We start from the raw sequence: 23,023 nt of genomic DNA on the forward strand, positions 1-23,023 counted from the left end.
CAAAACCCAAGGCTTGACAGCCAGGCCATCGGACTTCTTGCCCAGGGGCAGGGCCACGATCTTGACGAACCTGGTCGTCCGTTCCATGAGCATCGCCGCCGCCGAGGCCCCGTCCTTGACCTGTGACGGGATCACCCTCCCAGTGTCCGCGACTCCCGGCGGCCCCGCACGTCGTCAGGACGCTCCCCGGTGCCTTCCCCGTCCCGATGATGGAGGCTCCCCGCTGGCCGACCCTGCGACGAGGACGCCGACAGGTCCGGCCGCCGTAGCGGCATGATCCCGTGATGGGCCAGTTCTCCTTCCGGAAGAGACAGTGGATCCAGGCGTGCGGATGGTCTCGTGAGACACGACGGCACCTCCTGCCGGCGGGGACCGGGGTCTCACCTGCCGGCTCGCAGCCTCCAGATGGAATCTCCCGGCGGCCTGGACGGGTTGTGCGGGACTTCGCCAGATCGGCCAGGGCCCTGGCGCGCAGCACCGGCTCTGTCTCCAGGCGGCGGGGTCTGGGCCGGGACCGTCGGGTGGCTACCTGCTGGTCCGCCTAGCCGGGCCGATAGGCGCCCCTGCCACCGTGTCGGGCAATTCCCCGGGACACGACCGAGGGACACCGGCCCGGCCCGGATCAGCGATCCGCCGCACCGAGCAGCCCTGGGCCAGACCCTCCCCGAACGACTTGGCTGTCCGTCCTGGCCTGCAACCGTCTCAACACCAACCCCCTTGTCACAGGCACGAACACCGTTGCTTCAACACTATGACACCGCCCTGGCGGCCTCCGGGATCAGCTACGCGGCCAGAGCGACCACAGGTAAGTCGACGCTGACCATCCCACCGACCTCATGACGCACGTCCTGACGAATCAGGACACCTCGGGGATCATTCCCGTCGTACGCCGGGAACAGGAGAACACGGGCAGGGCTCTGGAGCAGGCCGGTCAGGCCGTCGTCTCGGCCCGGCTCTCCCATCGGGAGCAGGAGAGTCCGGTCCTCACCGACGGTGATCCGACCCCGGAGTTGCCCAGACGCGCCGCGGTCGAGTCCTCGTCCATCGCCGAGCAACTCCGGGACGTGGCCCGGCTCCACGACGAGGGGGGCCTCTCCGACTCGGAGTTCACCGTGGCGAAGTCACGACTGCTCGGGAACCTCTAGGACGTGCTCGGCAGGACACCGAGGTCCTCGGCGCTCATGCCCGGGGCCGAGACATCATCGAGATAGGCCGTCGTGTCGAAGGCGAGCTCGCGGGCGTTCTCGGGGTCGCCGCCGTCGCTGATCCGGCCGCCGGTCATCCGGTCGACGATGATGGCGAGGGCGCCGTCGCCGGTGACGTTGGTGGCGGTGCCGAAGGAGTCGAGGGCGATGTAGGTGGCGATCATGAGGGCCACCTGGGCGTCGTCGAAGCCGAGCATCGAGGACAGCAGACCGGTCGCGGCCATGATGGCGCCGCCGGGCACACCGGGTGCGGCCACCATCGTGATGCCGAGCATGAAGACGAAGCCGACCCACTGCGCGGTGGAGATGCTCACGCCCTGGGTGAGGGAGATCGCGTAGGCGAAGGCGAAGATCTTCGAGGTGGAGCCGGCCAGGTGGATCGTCGCGCACAGCGGCACGGTGAAGGAGGCGACGGCGCCGGACACGCCATTGCGCCTCGTCTGGCGCAGGGTGACGGGGATGGTCGCGGCCGAGGAGGAGGTGCCCAGGGCGGTGAGATAGGCCGGCAGCATCGTGGCGAGGGCCCTCACCGGGTTCTTCCGACCGTAGGCGCCGGCCACGCAGTACTGGACGCCGAGGATGACGACCTCGAGGAGCAGGACGACGACGACCACCCTCAGGAGGGTCTTCACGACGGCGAGGGCCTCGCCGGTGTAGGTGAGGTTGAGGAAGATGCCGAAGATGTGCAGCGGCAGCAGCGGGATGATGATCCGCTCGATGAGCTTCGTGATGATGGCGCGGAACTCGACGAAGCCCTTGCGCAGGACCCCGCGGGGGATCATGCCCAGCCCGATGCCGAGGACGAAGGACAGCAGCAGGGCGGTCATGACCTCGAGCGGCGCCGGCATCTCGACGGTGAAGTAGCTCTCCAGGGCGCTGCCCGGCTTCTTGACGTCGCCCAGCGAGGTGCTCGCCAGGAGGCGCGGGAAGACCTGCGCGCACACGAGATAGGTGATGAAGCCCGAGAAGAGCGTCGACGTGTAGGCCAGGGCCGCCGTGATGCCGAGCCACTTCCCGGCGCCGCGCCCGAGGTCGGCGATGGCCGGAGTGACGAGCCCGACGATGATGAGCGGGATCGAGAAGGTGAGGAACTGGCTGAACAGGTCGGAGAAGGTCGCGAAGACGCGGCCGACGCCGACGGGCAGCAGGTGGTTGCCGCCGATGCGCACCGAGCCCAGCACGAGGGCGAGGACGATGGCGGCGAGCACCCACACGAGGATGCCGCCCTTGGACAGGGCTCTGCGGAGCTTGGGCATGGGGAACCTTCCGGCGGCGGCGGCGCGGGCCGCCGCTCGCCACGGTCAGGGTTTCACACGCGCGGGCGCACAGTGCGCGACGGACGGAGAACGAGACACCCGGGCCCGCCCCCGAGCGCGGGGCCGAGCCATCTTTCGCGGCCCCTTGAACGAGCACCGGTGCTGGCCCGCCCCGAGCGCGGGGCCGAGCCCTCCGGTCCGGCGGGGAAGGCTCCACCACCCCGACCCGGTGCGACTGCGCCAGCTGGAGGTCTCGGGCCCGGCGGGGAAGGCTCCGGAATTCCGGAGCCCCCGGACACGGGGTCGAGCCCGACGAGGAGCGGGACGGTTCCGTCGTCCGCGCCCGGTCCCTCAGCCGCAGCGGCAGGCCGTCCCCGCGGAGCGGTAGTGAAGGTTGTGAAGCCGGCCGGCCCCGGGCCGGTCTCCGACAGCCGCGGATCGCGCCGACGGACGAGACATCCGGGCTTCAGCCCTGCGGCCGCAGCAGCGGGAAGAGGATCGTCTCGCGGATCCCGGCGTCGGTGAACAGCATGATGAGCCGGTCGATCCCCAGGCCGAGGCCGCCCATGGGCGGGCAGCCCTGCTCGAGGGCGGACAGGAAGTCCTCGTCGAGCTGCATGGCCTCGGGGTCGCCGGCCGAGGCGGCGAGCGACTGGGCGATGAGGATCTCGCGCTGGACGACGGGGTCGACGAGCTCACTGAAGCCGGTGCCGCGCTCCATGCCGCCGATGATGAGGTCCCAGGCCTCGATGCAGCCGGGCTTGGAGCGGTGGCGGCGGGCCAGCGGCTGGGCGATCTCGGGGTAGTCGCAGACGAAGGTGGGCGCCATCAGGTCCTTCTCGACGAGCTCGCCGAAGAGCTCGACGACCATCTTCTGCGGGCCCCAGCCCTCGTCGAAGGCGACGCCATTGGCCCGCGCGGCGTCGCGCAGCTCCTCCAGCGGGGTCTCGGGCGTGATCCGTCGGCCGAGCCTGTCGGACAGCCCCTCGTGGACCGGCAGCCAGGCCCACTCGCCGTCGAGGTCGATGACGCCGCGCCCGGTCTCGATCCGGTGGGCGCCGAGGGCGTCGGCGACGTCCATGATGATCGACCGGAGGGTCTCGGCGATCGTGAACTGGTCGCCCCAGCTCTGATAGGCCTCGAGCATCGTGAACTCGGGGCTGTGCGAGGAGTCGACGCCCTCGTTGCGGAAGACCCGGCCGATCTCGTAGACACGGTCGGCGCCGCCCACCATGACGCGCTTGAGGTGCAGCTCGAGGGCGATGCGCAGGTACATGTCGATGTCGAAGGCGTTCAGGTGGGTGATGAAGGGCCTCGCCGCCGCGCCGCCGTGCAGGGTCTGGAGCACCGGGCCCTCGACCTCCAGGTAGCCCTGGGCCTCCAGCGACTCGCGGATGGTGCGGGTGATGCGCGCCCTGGTGCGCAGCATGGCGCGCGCCTCGGGACGGACGATGAGATCGTTGTGGCGCTGGCGCACGCGCGACTCCTCGGACAGCCCCTTGTGGAGCACCGGCAGGGGCCGCAGCGCCTTCGAGGCGAGCCGCCACTGGGCCGCCATGACCGACAGCTCACCGCGCCGGGACGCGACGACCCGTCCGCGCACCCACACGAAGTCGCCCAGGTCGACCTCGGACTTCCAGCCCGCCAGGGCCTCGTCGCCGATCTCGGCGCGCGAGAGCATGACCTGGAGGCGCTCGGCGTCGGCGTCGGGGGTGAAGCCGTCCTGGAGGGTGGCGAAGCACAGTCTGCCGGAGTTGCGGAGGAAGACGACGCGCCCGCCGACGGCCACCTCGTCGTCCGTCTCCTCGCCGGGCCCCAGGCCGGGCCAGCCGGCCCGCACCTGCGCGAGGGTGTGCGTCCTGCGCAGATCGACCGGATAGGGCTGGCCGCCCGCCTCGAGGCAGCGCCGGCGCTTGGCGGCGCGCACGCGCATCTGCTCGGGAAGGTCCTGCTCGGGCTCTTCGCCCCTGGGGTCGGTCGGCTGCTGGGAACTCACCCGAACAGGTTACCGTGGCACCTTCCGGGGGCTTCGGGCCCGTCGCAGCGCCCGGGTCCGGAGCGCCGGCACGGGCCGGGGCCGGCCGAGCCCCAGATGGGTCCAGCCGGCCTCGCGCCAGCGCCGGGCGTCCAGGGCGTTGCGGCCGTCGATGACGACCGGGGTCGCGACCCGGTCCGCCGCCTCGTCCGGGTCGAGGCGGACGAACTCGTTCCACTCGGTCAGGAGCAGGACCAGGTCGGCGTCCTCGAGGGCCGCCAGGGGCTCGCGGACCGTCTCGAGCCCCCGGTGGTGGCGCCGTACGGCGTCGAGGGCCCGCGGGTCGCACACGCGCACCCGGGCCCCCCGCTCGTGCAGGCGCCGCGCGACCTCCAGGGCCGGGGAGTCGCGGATGTCGTCGCTGTCGGGTTTGAAGGCGGCGCCCAGCACGACGACCCGCGCCCCCTCGGGGGAACCGCCCAGGCAGCGCTCGGCAAGGGCCACGACGCGATCGCGACGGCGCCGGTTGATGGCGTCGACCTGCTCCAGGAAGGAGACGGCCTCCCGGACGCCCAGCTCCTCGGCGCGGGCGACGAAGGCGCGGATGTCCTTCGGCAGGCAGCCGCCGCCGAAGCCGACGCCGGCGCGCAGGAAGGCCGCGCCGATGCGCTCGTCGTACCCGAGGGCCTCGGCGAGCGCCACGACGTCGCCGCCGGTCGCCTCGCACACCTCGGCCATGGCGTTGATGAAACTGATCTTCGTGGCGAGGAAGGAGTTGGCGGCGACCTTGACGAGCTCCGCGGTGGGGTGGTTCGTCACGATGCGGGGGACGCCCTCGGCGAGCAGGGGCGCGTAGACGGCGTCGAGCGCCTCCTGCCCCCGGCGGGCGAGCACCGGGTCCCCGGGCAGCCCGTAGACGATGCGGTCGGGGTGGAGGGTGTCCTCGACGGCACGGCCCTCGCGCAGGAACTCGGGGTTCCACACCAGGGCCGCCCCGCGCGGCGCCAGCGACTCGGCGAGGCGCGACGCGGTGCCCACCGGCACCGTCGACTTGCCCACGACGACGGCCCCCGAGCCGGCGGGCAGGGCCCCTCGGAGCGCCTCGACGGCGGCCTCCACGTGGCTCAGGTCGGCGGAGCCGTCATCGGACTGCGGGGTGCCGACGGTGATGAAGTGCAGCTCGGCGCGGGCGAGCTGCTCGGAGACCGGCGCGACGGCGAACCGCAGACACCCCTCTCGGGTGACGCGCTCGAGGAGCTCGGCCAGGCCGGGCTCGTAGAAGGGCGGCCGACCCGCCGCGAGGGCGCCGACCCGATCGGCGTCGACGTCGACGCCCAGCACGTCGTGGCCCAGCGCCGCCATGGCGGCCGCGTGCACGGCTCCCAGGTAGCCGCATCCCAGAACGGTGATCCGCATGATGTCCTTCCTTCCGTGGTGCTCGTGTCGGTGGTTCCCGCCCCGGCGGTGCCGACCGGGGCGCGGTGCCCGTCGCGGGCCCGCGGCGGTGCCGCGGCGGTCGACTCAGGGCGGCTCGGCCGACGCCAGGCAGGCCTCGACCCACTCCGGGAGCCACCAGTCGGCCGCCGGCCGGAACGCGTGGACGAGGGCCAGCCGCAGGCGGGCGGCCCGCCGGTAGCAGTCGACGCGCGCCGGGCGCGCGCCCGTCCGAGCGGCGAGCTCCGCCAGGTGGTCGCGGACCCGCCGGTGCGCCGGGGCGCCGAGGGCGCCCGTCAGCCTGCCCAGTTCGGCGTGCGCGAGCAGGTTCCCCACGTCGAGGGCGGCCTCGCCGCGGGCGACGGTGTCCAGGTCGAGGACGCCGAGCTCCCGCCCGTCCCAGAGCAGCTGCCCGTCGTGCAGGTCCCGGTGCAGCAGCGCCGGCGGATCGGCGGATGCGACGAGCTCGGCGCACACCCGCTCCACGGCCCGGCGCAGCGCGTCGAGGCGCCCCAGCGCCCCGTGCTCCCCCGCCGCGGCGAGCCAGCGGGCGAGCACCGCGACCTCGTCGGCCCCGGTGTGCCCGGAATCGGCCAGATCGGGGCGCGCGGCGATCCGCGGCCAGGCCTCGGCGAGCCGCGCCCAACCGTCGAGACCGTCGTCGCCGAGCTCGTGAAGGCTTCGTCCGGCCAGCAGGGAGAGCTCGACGCGGGCGTCGGTCGCGGCGAGCACCCGGGCGACCCGCAGCCCGGTGCCCTCGCACGGCCCGCCGAGGCGCCGCGAGGCCGCGACGAGCGGCCGGGCGCGTCCGGGCCGCAGCAGCTTGACCGCACGGTCGGCGCGCAGCACGACGGCCCGCCGGTGGAGGCGGTGCACGACGAGCGCCCCGTCCGGCGGCGGCACCAGCTCGGGCAGGCGGGGGTCGGCGGCGTAGTCGGCGAGCTCGACGCGCCCGTCGGCCCCCACACGGCCGGCGCGCAGCAGCCCGTCGTCGCCGCGCCGTTCGAGGACGACGGCGCCGCGGCGCCCCGGCCATGCCCGGACGACCCCCACGAGGCCGCGCAGGGCCGCCAGCGCCTCGCTCGTCATCGCAGCACCTCCTCGAGCCGGTCGAGCCGCTCGCCGACGAGGGCGGGCCAGTCGGGACGGGCCCGCCGCAGGGGCTCGGCGACGCGCAGCAGCATGGCCCGGGCCCGCGCCGCGCGCAGCTGGGGCTCCGGCGGGACCGTGCCGCCCGCCTCCCGGTAGCCGGCCAGGAAGGCCCGGCCCTCGGCGCCGCCGGACGTCGTGAGGTAGGAGCCCAGGTCGACGGCGGCGGGCGCCAGGTGGGCGCGGTCGAAGTCGGTGAGCCAGGCCCCGCCGTCCCGGTCGGTGAGCACCTGGTCGGGGGACGCGTCGCCGTGCACGAGCACCGTCGGGCCGGTCAACGGCGCCGGGGCGCGCGCGGCGAGCCGGCGCACCCGATCGGCCAGCCCGGGGTCGAGCGCGTCGAGGACGCCGGCGTGGGCCGCCGCCTGGCGCTGCGGGTCGACGGCCCTGCGGGCCAGCGCCTCGCGCAGCCCGTCCGGCAGCCGGCCCGTCGAACGGTGGAGCGCCGCGAAGAGGGCGCCGGCCCGACGGGCCGCCACCGAGTCGGGCCGGACGCCCAGGTCGGCGTCCCCGGTGCGGCGGAGCACGGCCAGGCTCGGGTCGGCGCCGTCGTCGAGCCGTCGGGGGACGGCCAGCCGGTCCGACACGAAGGCGTGGAGGCCGGCCCCCAGCGGGTCCGGGGCGGCCGTCACCCGCACCACCCGGTCGCCGTCGCGGGCGACGAGGCGCCGGAACGGGTTGTAGCGCAGCGCCGCGTCCTCGGGGCGCCCGGCGAGCAGCCCGCCCCGGCCGGCCCGCGCCAGGGGGCGGCGGAGCCGGGGGTCGGCGCGGATCTCGCCGTGCTGGAGCACCAGCCCCGCCAGCCCCCCGTCCAGGGGACGGCGGGCGGTGACCAGTCCGAGCCCGGCGGCCCTGCGCTCGGCCTTGACGGCCTTGGACAGCCCGTCCGGCCACAGCACCCTGGCCCAGCCGTCGGCCAGGCCGGTCCCGGGGTCCGTCAGGGCCAGGACGACGGACGAGCCCGGCTTGACCCGGATGCGCGCGGCGCGCACCTCGCGGCCGACGAGCTCGCTGAGGCGGGCGGCGTCGAGGACCTCGGCCACGACCCGTCCGGTCGACGAGGGCCGCCGGCCGGCGGTCATGGCGGCCCCCCGACCCTCGTCCCGTCGCGGGCGTGCCCGCCGGCGGCGACCCAGTCGCGGAACGCCCGGCTCGACGCCATGAGCTCCTGCGGGGGCCCGTCGAGGACGATGCGCCCGTCCTCGATCCACACGACGCGGGTGGCGCGCAGGGCGACCTCGGCGTCGTGGGTGACGGCCAGGGTGGTGCGGCCCGCCACGAGACGCTCGATGGCGTCGAGGACGAGGGCCGCCGAGGCGGGGTCGAGCCCCGTCGTGGCCTCGTCGAGGATCACGACGGGAGCGTCGCGCAGCAGGGCCCGGGCGATGGCCACACGCTGCCGCTGGCCGCCGGACAGGGTGCCGCCCCGCTCGCCGACCACCGTGTCATAGCCCTCGGGCAGCTCCATGACGAAGTCGTGGACACGGGCGGCCCGGGCGGCCGCCTCGACCTCGGCGTCGTCGGCGCCCCGGCGCCCCAGCCGGATGTTCTCCCGCACCGTGCCGGTGAACAGCACGGCCTCCTGGTGCAGCAGCGAGACGTTCGCGCGCAGCTCGTCCAGGTCGAGCTCGCACAGCGGGTGCCCGTCGAGGCTGACCCGACCGGCGGTGGGGTCCTGGGCGCGCACGAGCAGGGACACGAGGGTCGACTTGCCGGCGCCCGAGGGGCCGATGAGGGCGACGATCTCGCCGGGGGCGGCGGCCAGGCTCAGCCCGTGGAGCACCTCGGCGCCCTCGTAGCCGGCGTGCACGTCGTCGAGACGCACGAGGCCGTGGGCCCGACCGATCCGCACCGGGTGGGCGGGGGTGACGATCTCGGGACGCACCGCCATGAGGTCGGCGACCCGCTCGCCGGAGGCGGTGGCCTGGGCGATCCTGCCCGTGTACTTGGCCATGTCGCGCAGCGGTTTCATCGTCGTGCGCAGATAACTCGTGAAGAGCACGAGGTCGCCCAGGCTCATGGCGCCGGCGAGGGCGCGCAGCCCGCCGCCGACGAGGACGACGGCGGTGGCGACACCGATGATCCCGTCCGTGGTGCGCTCGAGGCGGGCGGACAGCCGCCGGGAGGCCACGCCCGAGCGCAGGGACGTCCGGTTGGCCGAGCCGAAGCGCTCCGCGATGAGCTCCTCCAGCCCGTAGGCCTGCACCACCTGGATGGCCGAGAGGGACTCCTGGGCGGTGTTCGCCAGGTGGCCCTCACCCGTGCGGGTCCTGCGGGCGGCCACCGCGATCCTGCGCGAGTTGCCGGCGGAGACGAGGACGAACAGGCCGATCGCGCCGAGCACCACGAGCGACAGGAGCGGGTCGAGCACGGCCATGACGACGACCATGACGACGAGGGTCACGACGTTGGCCACGAGGGGCAGGCCGGCGGTGATCACGACGTCCTGCATGCGCGCCACGTCGCTCACGATGCGCTGGACGGTGTCGGCGCTGCGGTTGCGGGCGTGGAACTGGAGGGAGAGTCCCTGGACGTGCCGGAAGATGCGGGCGCGCAGCGAGCTGGCCACCCGCGAACCGGCCAGGGCGAAGGCGACCGTGGCCAGGTAGTTCGTGAGGGCCCGCAGTGCGGTGAGCGCCACCTGCGCGGCGCCCAGCCACAGCAGCAGCCCGAGCGTGGCGGGCCGGTGCGAGACGTCGGCGCCCAGCGACGCCGAGACTGAGTCGACGACGTGCTTCATGGGCCAGGGCTCGAGGACGCGGAAGCCGACCTCGGCGAGCAGGGCGATGACCCCGCCCGTCAGGAGCCCCTTGTGGGCTCCGGCGTCCGGGGCGAGCAGCCGCAGGGTGCGGGTCAGCGCCCGTCTCCTGATCCGTTCAGCCATGGCCCGCCTCCGCCACGCCGGCGAGCCGCATGATCCGTCCGACGACGTCGGCCCAGGAGTGCCGTGCGACGGCACGGGCCCGACCGGCCCGGCCGAGTGCGGCGCGGCGGGCCGGGTCGGCGGCGAGGGCGTCGATCGCCGCGGCGAGGGCGGCCGGGTCGGACGGCGGCACGAGGACGCCCAGCCCCTCGAGGACCTCGGGCAACTGGCCCGTCCGCGAGGCGACGACGGGCAGGCCGGCGGCCAGGTACTCGTAGACCTTGAGCGGGGAGAAGTACTGGTCGTCCTCGTCGTCGGTCCTCGGGTAGGGGGCCGCCCCGATGGCCGCGCCGGCCAGGTGGGCGGGCACGTCCTCGGGGGCGACCGGGCCTCGGAAGTCGACCCGCAGGACGAGCCGGCCGGCCAGTTCCTCCAGCCCGGCGCGGCGGGGGCCGTCGCCGATGATCCGCAGCCGCCAGGGCTCGCGGGCCAGGGACGCGGCCCGGAGCAGGTCCTCCACCCCGTGCCAGGGCTTGAGGGTGCCGACGAAGACGACGACGGGAACGCCGGGCCCGGGCGGGGCGGGCACGATGCGGCGCACGTCGACGCCGTTCGGCACGGTGCTGACGCGGGCGGCGCCGGTGCGGGCGAGGACCCACCGGCGCACCGGCTCCGAGACGCACACCGTCGCGGCGGCCGCACCCGTCTGGGCGCGCAGCGCGGCGAGGGCGCCGGCCTCGTCGACGAGCAGCCGGTGGGCGCGCTGCTCGTCGACGAGGGGGGCGTTGACCTCGAGGACGCCGGGCGTGGCGGCCGCCTCGTGGAGCCGGGCCAGCACCGTCGAGAACAGCGAGTAGCGCTCGTAGACCAGGTCGACGCCGTCGGCGAGCAACCGGCGGACGACCTCGTCCGAGGCCCGGCGCTGGGCGCGTTCGCGCCTCTCGGCGTCCTCGGCCCCCGACGCCGGCCCCGCCTCCTCCGGAGCGGTCATCGGCAGTTCCACGACGGGCAGCCCGGCGAGGTCGGCAGGCGGCCGGTCGCCGCGGCGCGTGGTCCACACCGTCACCTCGTGGCCGCGGGCCAGCAGCTCGCGCACCACCTCCTGGACGTGCACCGAGGCGCCCTTGGTGCCGAACACGGGAATGCCCGGGTCGATGCTCACATAGGCGATGCGCATCAGCGGTCGCCCCCCGTCGCGCCGGACTCCCAGGACGACAGGACCGCGGCCTGCCGGCGGCTGTCGAAGTCCTCCTCGATGAGCGCCCTCGCCCTGCGGGCCATGCCGGTCAGGTCGAGGCCGCCGGCGGCCGCGCGCGCGAGGGCGCGGGCGAGCGCGCCGACGTCCCCGGGCTCGAGCAGGATCCCGGTGTCGCCGTCCCTGATGACCTCGGGCAGGCCCGAGACGGCGGTCGCGATGACGGGCGTGCCGCAGGCCATGGCCTCGAGCACCACCGTGGGGAGGCCGTCGATGTTGCCGTCGAGGGCCTGCACGCACGGGGCGACGAAGAGGTGCGCACCGGCGAGCAGCCGCCTCACCTCCTCCTGGGTGAGGGGCCCGAGGAGGCGCACGGACCCGGTGAGGCCGCGCCGCTCGATCCGCTCGGCGAGCTCGGCGGCCAGTTCGCCCTCGCCCGCGATGGACGCGTCGACGGCGACGCCTGCGGCGCGGGCCTCGGCCAGCGCGTCGATGAGGTCGGCGAAGCCCTTCTTGGGCACGAGGCGCCCCAGGGCGACCACCCGCAGCGGTGAGCCGACGGCCGGCGGGTCGCCGTAGGGGAAACGCGACAGCTCGAGGGCGTTGTACTGCAGGCGCACCCGGGCCCCGGTCCCGGCCAGGACCCTGCTCAGATGGGCCTCGTTGAACGCGCTGATGGCCACGACGCGGTCGGCCCCGCCGCAGATGCGGCGCAGCCAGGACGCGTCGACGGACTCGTGGAAGATGTCCTTGGCGTGGGTGGTGATCGTGTAGGGCACGCCCGTCAGGCGCGAGGCCAGCCAGGCCATGCGGCCGGCCAGGGAGGCGAAGTGGGCGTGCAGGTGGGTGATGCCGTCGTCGAGGACGGCCTGCGCGAGCGCCACGCCCTGGGCGACCTCGTCGCCCGGCAGCTCGGCGATCTCGGGCAGCAGACGGGCGAGGGGCCCGCTCAGCGCCGGGTCCCGGGCGGCCCCGGCGATCCGCCCCCACAGGTCGGCGGCCCCGCCGGGGCGGGGGACCCAGCTGACCCGGGCCCTGACCCGAGCGATCTCGGGGTGGAACCGCGAGTCGGTCGTCGGGCGCAGGGCGTAGACGTGCAGCTCGTCGCCGAGCTCCTCGCGGGCGAGCATCTCGGTGACGACGAAGGTCTCGGAGAAGCGCGGATAGACCTTGAGGACGTACCCGATCCTGGCCCGCGCCGCGCCGCCACCCGTCGATGCCGCGGCGGCCGGGGTCGGCGCCGGCTCCGGGCGCCCGCCCAGGAGCCCGACGGCCCGCCGGCCCGCCTCGGCCAGCCCGTCGAGGACGAGGCCGGAACGGTCCACGCGCCGCCCCACCGCGGCGGCCGCCCAGCCGCCCAGGGCCTGCGGGTCCGCCCGGCCGACGGGCAGGACGTCGAGGGCCCCGGCGGCGGCCAGCGCCCGTGCCCGGATGAGCTGCTCGACCCGGGGCTCCTCGCGCGGCACGACGAGCGCGGGCGTGCCCGTCGCGAGGATCTCGCACGCCGTGTTGTAGCCGCCCATGGCGATGACGGCGGCGGCCTCGCCGATCCGCTCCCCCAGCCCCCGCCACGACCGGAGGACCCGCGTGCGCGGCCCGGCGAGGGCCTCGACGGCGGCGAGGCGGGCGTCGTCGAGCTGCGGCCCTGCGACGACGACGTGCTCATGGCCGTCGGGCACCGTCATCCGCGCGGCGGCCCGCAGCAGTGCGAAGCCGTCGGACCCGCCCCCGGCGGTGGTGAGCACGAAGGGGCGTCCGACCGGCTCGGCGCCGCGGTCGAGGCCGCGTCGGCCGTGGGCCAGGTAGCCGGTGAACCGGACCCGCCCGGCCAGGGCGTCGGGCACCTCGCCGTCGGCGACCGGGTCGTGGACGGCGGGATCGCCGTAGACCCACACCTCGTCGAGAAGGGCGTTCAACTCCGTCGGGTCGCCGAGGGCGCGCCACTCGGCGGCGGCGACGGCGGGATCGTCGAGCACCTCGCGCAGCCCGAGCACGACCCGCACGCCGGGGCGCTCGGCGCGCAGCCGGTGCAGCGGACGGCGCAGCTCCCGCTGCACCCCGTAGACGTGACGGTCGATGATCACCAGGTCGGGGGCGTGGGCGAGCAGGGCCGCCTCGACGAGGGCCGAGCGGAGTCCGACGAGCCGGCCCGTGGAACAGGCGAGCCGGCGGGCCTCGTAGCCGGCGGGGCCCTTGGCGACGCCGGGGATGGTCAACCAGTCGAAGCCGGCGGGCAGGACGCAGTCGTCCCCCATGGACAGCCCGGTGACGAGGAGCCCCGAGAGGGGACGGCCGGTGGCCCCCGGGACGGCCCGGGAGAGGGCGTGGGCGAGCGCCAGGTTGCGGCGCACGTGGCCCAGCCCCTGGGAGTCGTGGCTGCAGAGGAGCACTCGGATGGTCGTGTCGTCCACGGGGATGTTCCGATCGGTTCCAGGCACCGGAGGCCCCGACGGTGATGCGTTCCGGGGCTCGGCGCGCATGGTGCGGCGCCGGAGTGCGGTGTGCGTTTTCAGGAGTGGGCGGGGCCTGCGCCCTCGGCGCGGCCCGGTACGGGACAGCCGGTTCCCGACCGTCGGCGTCCACCTGAGCGGGCGGGCTGCTGTCGTGCACGGTCTCGACTTCTGCCGTCGGCCCCCGATCGGTGCCGACGCCCGCCCTCGGTGGCGGGGTGACCGACTATAGCAAGGGCCCTCGGGGGGTCAACCGGCATCGGCCCGGGGCCTCGAGCGGGGAGTGCGGGCCACCGGTGCTCGCCCACACCGATGACCCGCACTCCTCGAGCGATTCGCTGAGGCTAGCCTAAACCATTCCCTCCGGGAAGGGAAGGCCCGCCAACGCTCCCCGTCACGAGCATCCTCGTCAGACCCGACTCACCCCTGGGGATCGACGAGAACGAGGGCCATGCGGCAGTCGGTCTCGGCCCTGACCGAGTGCGGAGTGTCGGGGGCCATGTAGAGGCAGTCGCCGGCGCGAAGCAGGTTGTCCTCGCCGTTGAGGCGGAAGACCAGCTCCCCCTCGAGGACCTGGACGACGGCGGCGCGCGACGAGGTGTGCTCGCTGAGCGTCTGGCCGGCGCCGAAGGTGAACTGGGTCACCTGGAGGAGGTCGTTGTCCACGAGAATGCGCGAGACGATGCTCTCGGCCACGAGGGGCAACTCGGCGACGATGCCGGTCCTCACGACATTCTCGGTACGGGTGGTCTGTCCGTCGCCCATGGGGCTCTCCTTCTGCTGCTCCCCGCCCCGGCGCCTCCCGCCGGCGGGCGCCCGGGGCGCTGCCTCACATGCCGAGGCAACCCTAACCAGATGTTTTCCAAAACGGAAGCCTTGGTAAACGGGCCATCGCCCGTCCCCCGATTCCACCGTGCGCGAACGGACCCGGCCCCGGCGGGCGGGACCGGCGACGGACCCGGACGCCCCCACTTGAATGAGTGAGCACTCACTCATACTCTCGCTGTCTGTGAGCAGAGCAGCACCCATGCCCCCCGAGGAGCGGCGCCGGGCGATCATCGCCGCGGCGCGCCCGCTCCTCGTCGCCAACGGGGGCGGATTCACGACGAAGCAGGTGGCCGAGGCGGCCGGGATCGCCGAGGGCACGATCTTCCGCGTCTTCCCCACGAAGCAGGCCCTCTTCGACGCCGTCATCGCCGATGTGCTCGACCCGACCCGTACGACGAGGGCACTGCGGGCGCTGCCCGAGCACGGCAGCCTCGTCGAGCGCATCACGGCCATCCTGGCCCTGCTCTACTCCGACATGGACACCGTCGAGGAGGTCTTCATGGCCGTCCACGCCATGCCCTCCGACGACTTGACTCCCCACAAGCCCCCGATGAAGAACTGTGACGGCCGCCCCACGCGCTCGGACGACCTGCGAGCGGCCATGGCCGTGGCGCTGGCCCCCTGGGCCGACGAGCTGTCCGTCCCGCTGGAGCAGGCCGCGGCCTGGCTCCGCTCGGTGGCCATGGCGACCTCGCACCCCTTCCTCAAGCAGGGCGCCGACTTCCCCCCGGAGCTCGCCGCGCGCCTGCTCGTCCACGGTCTCGAGAGGGATCACGCATGCTGACGAAGCTCATCGGGCGTTTCGGCGGCCGGTACAGGGGCTGGTTCGCCCTCATCGTGCTGCTCCAGGCGGCCGCCTCCGTGGCCTCGCTCATGCTGCCCAACCTCAACGCCCGCATCATCGACACCGGCGTCGCGTACGGCGACACCGCCTACATCTGGCGCACCGGCGGCCGGATGCTCGCCGTCGGCGGCGCCCAGGTCGTCGCCCAGTGCCTGGCGGCGGTCCTCGGCGCCCGACTGGCGATGGGCATCGGACGCGACATCCGCGCAGGCCTGTTCCACACGGTGCTGAACTACTCCAGCCAGGAGGTCGACCACTTCGGCGCCCCCTCGCTCATCACCCGCACGACCAACGACGTGCAGCAGGTCCAGCAGCTCATCCTCATGACCTGCATCATGATCCTCGGCGCCCCGTTCACCATGGTCGGCGCCGTCATCATGGCCCTGCGCGAGGACATGGGCCTGTCGTGGATCGTCGCCGTGGCGGTCGCGGTCCTCATCGTCCTCGTCGGGGCCATCGTCCGCCAGATGACCCCGGCCTTCCGGAAGAACCAGAGGAGCATCGACCGCATCAACCAGGTCGTGCGCGAGCAGCTGAGCGGCATCCGGGTCATCCGCGCCTTCGTCCGCGAGCGCCGCGAGCGCAAGCGCTTCGACACGGCCAACCGGTCGCTCATGCTCCTGGGCTTCCGGATCGGCGCCTTCTTCTCGCTGCTCATCCCGATCGTCATGCTCATCATGAACGCCTCCACCGTGGGCGTGTGGTGGTTCGGCGGGCTGCGCGTCGACAGCGGCGACATCCAGGTGGGCCAGATCACCGCCTTCATGACCTACATGTTCCAGATGCTCATGAGCGTCATGATGGCCGCGATCATGATGATCCAGCTGCCCCGCGCGCAGGTCTGCGCCGGGCGCATCATGGCGGTCCTGCGCACCCGCTCGACCGTCGTCCCCGCCGATCGGCCCGTGCGGAAGCTGGCCGAGACCGGCTCGATGGAGATGACCGACGTCGAGTTCAGCTACCCGGGCGCCGAGGAGCCCGTGCTCCACGACATCAACATCTCGCTGCGCCCCGGCACGACGACGGCCGTCATCGGGTCGACCGGCTCGGGCAAGACGACGCTGGCCAACCTCGTGCCGCGCCTGTACGACGTGACGGGCGGCTCGATCAAGCTCGACGGCGTCGACATCCGGCGCCTCGACATGGACCTCCTGTGGAGCCGCATCGGCCTCGTGCCGCAGCGGCCCTATTTGTTCAGCGGCACGGTGGCCTCGAACCTGCGCTACGGCAGCCCGGAGGCCACCGACGACCAGATGTGGGCCGCACTGGCCACCGCGCAGGCCGCCGACTTCGTCGAGCAGATGGACGGAGGCCTGGAGGCCCCCATCGCGCAGGGCGGCTCGAACGTCTCCGGCGGTCAGCGCCAGCGCCTGTCGATCGCCCGGGCCCTCGTCAAGAGGCCCGAGATCTACGTCTTCGACGACGCCTTCAGCGCCCTCGACGTCGCCACCGACGCCCGCCTGCGCGTCGCGCTCGCGGCCGAGACGCGGGACGCAGCGGTGCTCATCGTCGCCCAGCGCGTCTCGACGATCCGCGACGCCGACCAGATCATCGTGCTCGACTCCGGACGCATCGTCGGACGCGGCACCCACGCCGAGCTGCTCACCGAGTGCACGACCTACCAGGAGATCGTGCACTCGCAGATGAGCGCCGAGGAGGCCGCCGCATGAGCCGCACCGCGAGAAGACGCGGCGGGACGAGGGCCAACGAGCGCCCCGACTACGCCAAGAACGTCCAGCGGGGCGGGGGCCCCGGCACGGGCCGGGTGCACGAGAAGGCCGTCAACTTCGGGCCGTCACTGCACCGGCTCGTCGGCGAGCTGTCGCCGCACCGCTGGAAGGTCCTGCTCGTCATCGTCATGGGCTTCATCGGGGTGGCCTTCAACGTCTACTCCCCCCGACTGCTGGGCCGGGCCACGAACGTCGTCTACGAGGGCTTCATCGGCAGGATGCTGCCCGCCGGCATGACGAAGGAGCAGGCCATCGCCGCCCTCGAGGCGGCCGGCAGGACCGACCAGGCCCAGATGATCTCCGGCCTGGACGTCGTGCCCGGCCAAGGCATCGACGTCACCCGGCTGGGCCGCATCCTGCTGGTCTGCATGGCGCTCTACGTGCTCGCCGCGACGCTGCAGTTCCTGCAGGGCTACATCCTCAACCGCGTCGTCCAGCGCTCGGTGTACTCGATGCGCGACCAGGTCAGCGACAAGCTCGACCGCCTGCCGCTGAGCTACTTCGACGCCCAACCCCGCGGCGAGCTGCTGAGCCGCATCACGAACGACATCGACAACATCCAGCAGACGCTCCAGCAGACGCTCTCGCAGATCCTCAACGCGGTGCTCCAGCTGGTCGGCGTGCTCGTCATGATGCTCACCGTGAGCCCCCGGCTCACGCTCATCGCCCTGTGCGCGATCCCCGTCTCGCTCGTCGTCTCGGTGCTCATCGGCCGGGCCTCGCAGAGGCGCTTCGTGGGCATGTGGACCGCGACCGGCGTCCTCAACGGCCAGATCGAGGAGGCCTTCACCGGCCACTCGCTCGTCAAGGTCTTCGGACGGCGCCGCGAGGTCGAGGCCGTGTTCGCCAGGACGAACGAGCATCTCTACCGGCAGAGCTTCGGCGCCCAGGCGATCAGCGCGGTCCTCATGCCGGTCAACTTCTTCGTCGGGAACCTGACCTACGTGGCCGTGGCCGTCGTCGGCGGCCTGCGCGTGGCGAGCGGCCAGATGGCCCTCGGCGACGTGACCTCGTTCATCCAGTACTCGCGGATGTTCACCCAGCCGATCACGCAGGTCGCCTCGATGGCCAACCTGCTCCAGTCGGGCGTGGCGAGCGCCGAGCGCGTCTTCGAGGTCCTCGACGCCGCCGAGCAGGCCCCCGACGCGGAGGGCTCGCTCGAGCTGCCGGTCGCCGGGCACGTCGAGTTCGACCACGTGCGCTTCTCGTACAGCCCCGACAAGCCGCTCATCGACGACCTGTCGCTCGACGCCAGGCCGGGCCAGCAGATCGCCATCGTCGGCCCGACCGGAGCCGGCAAGACCACGATGGTCAACCTGCTGGAGCGCTTCTACGACGTCGACGGCGGCTCCATCCGCATCGACGGCGTCGACGTCAACGCCGTGCCGCGCGCCCAGCTGCGCGACCAGCTCGGCATGGTCCTCCAGGACACCTGGCTGTTCGGCGGCTCGATCCGCGACAACATCGCCTACGGCAAGCCGGGCGCCACGGACGATGAGGTCGTCGCCGCCGCCAAGGAGGCCTACGTCGACCGCTTCGTCCACACCCTGCCGGCCGGCTACGACACGGTCATCAACGACGAGGGGACGAACGTCTCCGCGGGCGAGAAGCAGCTGCTGACCATCGCCCGCGCGTTCATCTCCGATCCGTCGATCCTCATCCTCGACGAGGCCACCAGCTCCGTCGACACCCGTACCGAGGCCCTCATCCAGAAGGCGATGGGGCGCCTGCGCGAGGGACGGACGAGCTTCGTCATCGCGCACCGGCTCTCGACGATCCGCGACGCCGACATCATCCTCGTGATGGAGCACGGCGACATCGTCGAGCAGGGGAGCCACGACGAGCTCATCGCGGCCAGGGGCGCCTACTGGCGCCTCTACCAGGCCCAGTTCGCCGGGGACCGGGGGGCCGCCTAGGCAAGGAGGCGGTCCCCCGGAACCACCCGGGGCAGCGGGCGGCTCTCGCAACAAGAAGGGCCCGGTACCGAGCACCCTCCGGTACCGGGCCCTTCCCGCGTCCTCCGCGGACGGTCAGCGGGTCAGCAACCGCTCCAGCGACAGCGGCTCGCGTCCGGTCAGGGCCCGCACGTCGTCGGTGACGGCGGCGACCTCGCCCGCGGCGATGGCCGTGTAGGTGCTGACCCAGGCGTCGAGCTGCCAGTCGGGGACGCCGTAGCGGGCGCGCGAGGCGCGGGCCTGCTCGACGGTCTCGTTCCGGTAGCGCGTCGGCACGCCGGTCAGGCGGGTGACGGTCTCGGCGACCCGGGCGAGGCCGATCGCCTCCGGGCCGGTGAGTTCGTAGGTGGCGCCGGCGTGCGGGGCCGGGTCCGCGAGGACGGCCGCCGCGCTGGCGGCGACGTCGGACTGGGCGACCGCCGAGACGACGCCGTCCCCGGCGGGGCCGGCGATGACCCCGTCGACGGCCATCTTCGGCAGGAAGTCGAGGTAGAAGGAGTCGCGCAGGACGGTGAGGGCCATGCCGGAGGCGCGGAGGGCCTGCTCGGTGGCCCAGTGGGTGCGCGAGAGGATGAACACGGCGTCGGGCGCGGCGCCGAGGAACGAGGTGTAGACGACGTGCGGCACGCCGGCAGCGGCGGCGGAGGCGACGAACGCGCGGTGCTGGTCGAGTCGGTCGGCGCTCTCGGCGGCCGAGACCATGAGGAGCACGTCGAGCCCGGCCAGGGCCTCGCGGTTGGCCGGGTCCGCGTAGCCAGTGGTGGTGCGCACCCGCCAGGGGCCGCGCGGGGCGCAGGCGGCGTCCCGGACGATGAGGACGAGCTCGTCGGGCCCGTTCTCCAGCAGTCGCGCGACCATGCCGCCGATGCGGCCGGTGGCCCCCGTGATCCCGATGCGCGCCATGGCGCTCCCCTCCCGTCGTCGGACGACCGGACGGCGGCGACCCCGACGGGCCCGGGCCGCCGACCGCCCGCATGATCCCACATGCGAGCGGGCCCCACAAGCAGTTCCGGGCCCGCGGCCGGCCGATTCCCCTCAGGGCGGACCGGGCCCCGCGCGCCGGAGCGGACCGCCCGACCCGTCGGGGCTCCTCCCCGGCTCCGACTCCCCGGCTCCGACGACCCGGGGCGCATCCCCATCGGTGGACACGCCCGCTCCGCCGGGGCTCCTCCCCCGCGGAGGCCCCCACTCGGGCCCCGGGCCAGCGCGCGCGGCGTGCCGTTGTTGTCCGGGGAGGCTTGTTCACAGCACGCCAGAATAAATACCTGACAAGGGGAGACGCTCCCGCGGTCGACGGTCGACTCCTGCGACTAGGCCTCGGGGTTCATTGATCGGCCGCGGGTGCGGACCCCGGGTGCGCGCGGCGTGCCGGCGGCCTCCGGCCCCGCCCCGTCGAGGGGTCCCCCGCGCGGCTTGGAGCCGGTCGGACTCACCGGAACGTCGTGCGGTCCACGCGGAGGAGCACCGCTCCGTCTCCGCTCACCGTGGCGGCGGGTTCGGGGTCCAGGACTAGATCGACGCACAGCCGTTGGCCGTCGGGCCCGCGGGACTCGTAGGAGTACGAGCGGTTCGCCAGGTGCGTGCTCCCGGTCACGGCATGCACGAGCCAGGGGTTCTGGCGGCGCAGCCCTATCAGCCGCTGGTAGAGCCGGAGCATCCAGTCCCCCGTGGAGGGGAGCCGGGCGGGGCCGTCCGGGAACGCCGGACGGATCTCGTCGTCGCCGCCGGGCCCGTCGGTCTTCACGCCGCGCCAGGCGTACTCGTCGCCGTAGTAGACGGACGGGATGCCTCCCACGGTGAACAGGATGACGACGGCCAGGGCCGCCAGCTGGTCACCGATCCTGGTGGCGATCCTCGTGACATCGTGGTTGCCCACGAAGGTCATGGGGACGAACTCGTCCATGAGCCGATCGTGTCTCGTGAGACACCAGTCGAGTTCGAAGAAATTCCCGTCGAGCAGCGAGCTCCAGATGGCCTTCCACAGCTCGTACTGGGTCAGCGAGTCCATTTCGGAGCGGCGGATGATCTCCCTGTGGTCGCCGTGGATCACCTCGCCGACGAACCAGCTCGCGGGGAACTCGGCGCGGACCCGGGGCAGCACCCGGGCCCAGAACTCCGGGGGCACTCTGTAGGCGGCGTCAAGCCGCCAAGCCGACGCACCACGACGCAGCCAGTGGCGCATGACATCCGAGACGAGGTCGACGACGGCCTCGCTCTCATGATTCAACGCGGCAAGGCCGCGGTGACCCTCGAAGTCGGCGTATGTCAGTTCGCCGCCCGAACGATCGATCCGGAACATCGCCTCCTCGGGCCCTCCGGCCAGTGCCTTGCGGAAGAGCGGGTGGGCGGTCCCGACATGGTTGAAGACGCCGTCGAGCATGACGACGATGCCGCGCCGACGGCACTCTGCGATGAGCCGGTCGAAGGCCGCGTCGTCACCGAGCCGCTCGTCGATGGCGAAGAAGTCGGTCGTGTCGTAGCCGTGGGACTCCGAGCGGAAGACGGGCCCCAGGGCGAGGCCGTTGGCGCCGAGCGCGATGAGATGGTCGAGCCATGGGATAATCCGGTCGAGCCTCGGCACGAGGACCCGCTCCTCGTCCGTCGGACGGATCGGGGCGCCGGTGAAGCCCAGCGGGTAGACGTGCCACCAGATGCAGTGATCAATCCAAGTTTGCATGTTACTCTCCTCAGACTTTATTAGCCAATGACAAATGATGGCATGAAACAGAAATGCGTTTATCGTGCATTTTGGAAAAAATTAGACATCCATGATACCCGGAGGGAGAAAACAAAAATTCATTGCATCCCATCCATGTAATAGGTTTTGATAAATTGCAAAACCTTTCTTTACTTGAATGGGAAGTTTTTGATAGTACCGACGTTACCCCCAAACCACACCATTTTGAGACTGCTTCTATTCGCACCCATGCAAAAGAGAGCATATCTCGTTCGGAATAGGCAATATCAACTTGACTCTGAAGCTTAGACAGATGCACATCAAAAAAATCGTGAAGATACTCTAAATCGTACCTTTCATCCAGAATATCAACTCCCACAGGCGCTTTCCAGTCAACGGCAAGCGCAGCAGCAGAACCGGCATGCGAAAAACTTATAAATGGACTCTTGGTACGAGTCTCACCAGACACAATAAAGGGTTTCCCATATTTGCCCGTGCCAAATCTAATTTCTTCATTAGGTATACCAAGGATATATGATAACACCATCCTGCGCAAGGTATGACTCCAGTAATACAAGTTTGAATCTTTTTTTAGATAAAACTTCTTGCACTGTGTCGATTCGCACTCATCAAGCAAACCAGGGAATCGTTCATCGACGGGAAGATTGAGAACATCAGAAAAATCAATAAACCATAATGAAATTATTCTCATCACTAGTTCGCCCTGACTGCAAAGTGAATACCTCTTACCGAAGTAAAGCTTGACGTAAATGAGTCATCGCCTCGCCGGAGCAAGGCGTGTGGTCTTCGGTGAGGGGATGGTTCGGGTGCGTGGTGTGGCGTCGAGTGCTCGTTGGTGCGAGGAAATCTCGGAGATCTCTCGGGATGTCGCGGCTGGGTTGCCGGGATCGGACGATCGGACGGTTGCCGGGCCGTGACGGCTCGTTGATCAACAAGGAGATCGCCCGGTGTGGGAGCCGAGGGGGCTACCGGGCCCGGGCGGTCCGGCAACGAGCCGTGCCACGACGAGCCCGGCCCAAACCGCGCACAGTAGAGACCTACCCACATCTGACCCGTGCGGTACCCAATGGGCTGGAACAGAGCCAGTCGCCACGCCGCCAAATCAACGGACGACTGGCACGCGAACACCTTCACCGGCCAGACCAGCAGGTGCCCGCCGAAGCGATCTACCAAACCCTGTAGGCTCGCAGACAGTTGAGAACGTACCTGAACGGGGAGCCTGCGCCGTAATGACACGGCACAAGTGAACTGGGACCAACAGCGGGCGATGACCACAAGATGGGAGACGCTCCCAGACAAGGCCCTGATCACCCGGCGATCAGCCAAGACCGAGGACCGGGCAGTGTCGGGACGCTGGGAGAGCGACCTGATAAGGGAGCAGCCAACCGGCCAGCAGTCATCAAACCCTGGCCGAACACACCAGTCGTTTTCCCATCCTGCA

General features: G+C 72.1%; 16 protein-coding genes. 4 read left to right on the forward strand and 12 right to left on the reverse strand.

Annotated elements, in window-relative coordinates:
• Nucleotides 1-836 precede the first annotated feature (836 nt).
• On the forward strand, nt 837-1,145 hold the full coding sequence (locus EGX94_RS05665) for a hypothetical protein (protein WP_021796735.1): 309 nt from the start codon (nt 837-839) through the stop codon (nt 1,143-1,145).
• Here the strand turns inward: EGX94_RS05665 and EGX94_RS05670 are convergent.
• The 9 genes from EGX94_RS05670 to EGX94_RS05720 all read right to left on the reverse strand — a co-directional run bounded on the left by EGX94_RS05670 (nt 1,142) and on the right by EGX94_RS05720 (nt 14,292).
• Complete coding sequence (locus EGX94_RS05670; protein ID WP_021796746.1) at nt 1,142-2,461, reverse strand: dicarboxylate/amino acid:cation symporter; 1,320 nt, start codon at nt 2,459-2,461, stop codon at nt 1,142-1,144. The two genes, EGX94_RS05665 and EGX94_RS05670, sit on opposite strands and share 4 nt — an antisense overlap.
• Before the next feature lie 466 nt (nt 2,462-2,927).
• On the reverse strand, nt 2,928-4,394 hold the full coding sequence (gene lysS / locus EGX94_RS05675; RefSeq protein WP_043120513.1) for a lysine--tRNA ligase: 1,467 nt from the start codon (nt 4,392-4,394) through the stop codon (nt 2,928-2,930).
• 72 nt (nt 4,395-4,466) lie between these two features.
• On the reverse strand, nt 4,467-5,852 hold the full coding sequence (locus EGX94_RS05680) for a UDP-glucose dehydrogenase family protein (RefSeq protein ID WP_021796739.1): 1,386 nt from the start codon (nt 5,850-5,852) through the stop codon (nt 4,467-4,469).
• Nucleotides 5,853-5,957: 105 nt separating this feature from the next.
• On the reverse strand, nt 5,958-6,959 hold the full coding sequence (locus EGX94_RS05690; RefSeq protein ID WP_123826009.1) for a phosphotransferase: 1,002 nt from the start codon (nt 6,957-6,959) through the stop codon (nt 5,958-5,960).
• Nucleotides 6,956-8,101 (reverse strand): aminoglycoside phosphotransferase family protein, encoded by a 1,146-nt coding sequence (locus EGX94_RS05695; RefSeq protein ID WP_123826011.1) that lies wholly within the window; start codon nt 8,099-8,101, stop codon nt 6,956-6,958. The genes EGX94_RS05690 and EGX94_RS05695 overlap by 4 nt, the downstream gene beginning before the upstream one ends.
• Nucleotides 8,098-9,903 (reverse strand): ABC transporter ATP-binding protein, encoded by a 1,806-nt coding sequence (locus tag EGX94_RS05700; RefSeq protein WP_021796955.1) that lies wholly within the window; start codon nt 9,901-9,903, stop codon nt 8,098-8,100. The genes EGX94_RS05695 and EGX94_RS05700 overlap by 4 nt, the downstream gene beginning before the upstream one ends.
• Nucleotides 9,896-11,059, reverse strand: coding sequence for a glycosyltransferase family 4 protein (locus EGX94_RS05705; RefSeq protein ID WP_028706125.1), 1,164 nt, complete (start codon nt 11,057-11,059; stop codon nt 9,896-9,898). The genes EGX94_RS05700 and EGX94_RS05705 overlap by 8 nt, the downstream gene beginning before the upstream one ends.
• A complete protein-coding gene (locus EGX94_RS13735; protein ID WP_226906053.1) occupies nt 11,059-13,488 on the reverse strand; it encodes a glycosyltransferase in 2,430 nt (809 codons plus the stop codon). Before EGX94_RS13735 ends, EGX94_RS05705 begins: the two co-directional genes overlap by 1 nt.
• A 459-nt stretch (nt 13,489-13,947) precedes the next feature.
• Entirely contained in the window at nt 13,948-14,292 is a 345-nt protein-coding gene (locus EGX94_RS05720; protein ID WP_021796490.1) for a cupin domain-containing protein, read from the reverse strand.
• A 244-nt stretch (nt 14,293-14,536) separates the two neighbouring features.
• Here EGX94_RS05720 and EGX94_RS05725 point away from each other — a divergent pair, with 244 nt between their 5' ends.
• Genes EGX94_RS05725 through EGX94_RS05735 form a run of 3 tightly spaced genes read left to right on the forward strand, consistent with a single transcriptional unit; the run spans nt 14,537 to nt 18,845 of the window.
• Nucleotides 14,537-15,139 carry a TetR/AcrR family transcriptional regulator gene (locus EGX94_RS05725; protein WP_196807724.1) on the forward strand — a complete coding sequence of 201 codons (603 nt, stop codon included), beginning with the start codon at nt 14,537-14,539 and terminating at the stop codon, nt 15,137-15,139.
• Nucleotides 15,133-16,869: an ABC transporter ATP-binding protein gene (locus EGX94_RS05730; protein WP_021796493.1), complete on the forward strand. Its 1,737-nt coding sequence runs from the start codon at nt 15,133-15,135 to the stop codon at nt 16,867-16,869. The genes EGX94_RS05725 and EGX94_RS05730 overlap by 7 nt, the downstream gene beginning before the upstream one ends.
• Nucleotides 16,866-18,845 carry an ABC transporter ATP-binding protein gene (locus EGX94_RS05735; protein ID WP_021796499.1) on the forward strand — a complete coding sequence of 660 codons (1,980 nt, stop codon included), beginning with the start codon at nt 16,866-16,868 and terminating at the stop codon, nt 18,843-18,845. The genes EGX94_RS05730 and EGX94_RS05735 overlap by 4 nt, the downstream gene beginning before the upstream one ends.
• Before the next feature lie 114 nt (nt 18,846-18,959).
• Here EGX94_RS05735 and EGX94_RS05740 read toward each other — a convergent pair whose 3' ends face one another.
• The 3 genes from EGX94_RS05740 to EGX94_RS05750 form a co-directional block, all read right to left on the reverse strand.
• Entirely contained in the window at nt 18,960-19,787 is an 828-nt protein-coding gene (locus EGX94_RS05740) for an NAD(P)H-binding protein (RefSeq protein ID WP_021796489.1), read from the reverse strand.
• 526 nt (nt 19,788-20,313) lie between these two features.
• Complete coding sequence (locus tag EGX94_RS05745; RefSeq protein WP_021796502.1) at nt 20,314-21,561, reverse strand: alpha-amylase family protein; 1,248 nt, start codon at nt 21,559-21,561, stop codon at nt 20,314-20,316.
• A 10-nt stretch (nt 21,562-21,571) separates the two neighbouring features.
• Nucleotides 21,572-22,273, reverse strand: a complete 702-nt coding sequence (locus EGX94_RS05750; protein ID WP_404825147.1) for a 4'-phosphopantetheinyl transferase family protein — start codon at nt 22,271-22,273, stop codon at nt 21,572-21,574.
• Between the last annotated feature and the right edge of the window lie 750 nt (nt 22,274-23,023).

Origin of the sequence: Propionibacterium acidifaciens (assembly GCF_003798325.1) — a bacterium.
In the GTDB taxonomy this organism is placed as follows: domain Bacteria; phylum Actinomycetota; class Actinomycetes; order Propionibacteriales; family Propionibacteriaceae; genus Propionibacterium; species Propionibacterium acidifaciens.